The organism is Colwellia psychrerythraea (genome assembly GCF_000764185.1).
Taxonomy (GTDB): Bacteria; Pseudomonadota; Gammaproteobacteria; order Enterobacterales; family Alteromonadaceae; genus Colwellia; species Colwellia psychrerythraea_B.
Genome location: NZ_JQEC01000050.1, coordinates 1 through 640 on the forward strand (window position 1 = coordinate 1; position 640 = coordinate 640).

Annotated in this window: 1 protein-coding gene; it reads right to left on the reverse strand. The window is 41.2% G+C overall.

Annotation, left to right across the window (positions count from 1 at the left end):
• On the reverse strand, positions 1–640 hold a 640-nt coding region (locus GAB14E_RS25140), incomplete at both ends, for a hypothetical protein (RefSeq protein WP_033083616.1).

Here is a 640-nt window from a genome sequence, read left to right on the forward strand (position 1 = left end):
CGCATTTAACGTCTCAATACGCGCGATATCTGTGCCTAAGGTAATATCTTGTGCTGTATTACCGGTAATATCTATCTTATCGCTACCTGCACCACCATCAATTAAGCCCGTCACATGAGCGATATCTGCTAAGGTGAAATTATCGACACCTGTGCCACCGACTAAGTTAATAAAGTTAGTGAAACTTAATGTAGTGGTTTGGTCATAAATTGTGCCAGTGTTCGCTGCGGTTATGTTCCAATCGTTAGTGGTATTATCTGCACGTAAAGTGTTAGTACCTATTTGTGCGGTTAACGTCTCAATACGAGTTATATCAGTACCTAGGATAATGTCTTGTGCTGTGCTCCCAGTTATATCAACCTTATCGCTACCAGCGCCACCATCAATTAAACCAGTAACAAGCGCTACATCAGATAATGTAAAGGTATCTACCGCTGTGCCACCAATCAGGTTAATAAAATTAGTAAAGCTTAATGTTGTGGTTTGGTCATCGATAGTACCTGTATTGGCAGCAGTGATATTCCAATCGTTAGTCGCGTTTTCTCCACGTAAAGTGTTCGTACCAACTTGCGCATTTAACGTCTCAATACGCGCGATATCTGTGCCTAAGGTAATATCTTGTGCTGTATTACCGGTAATA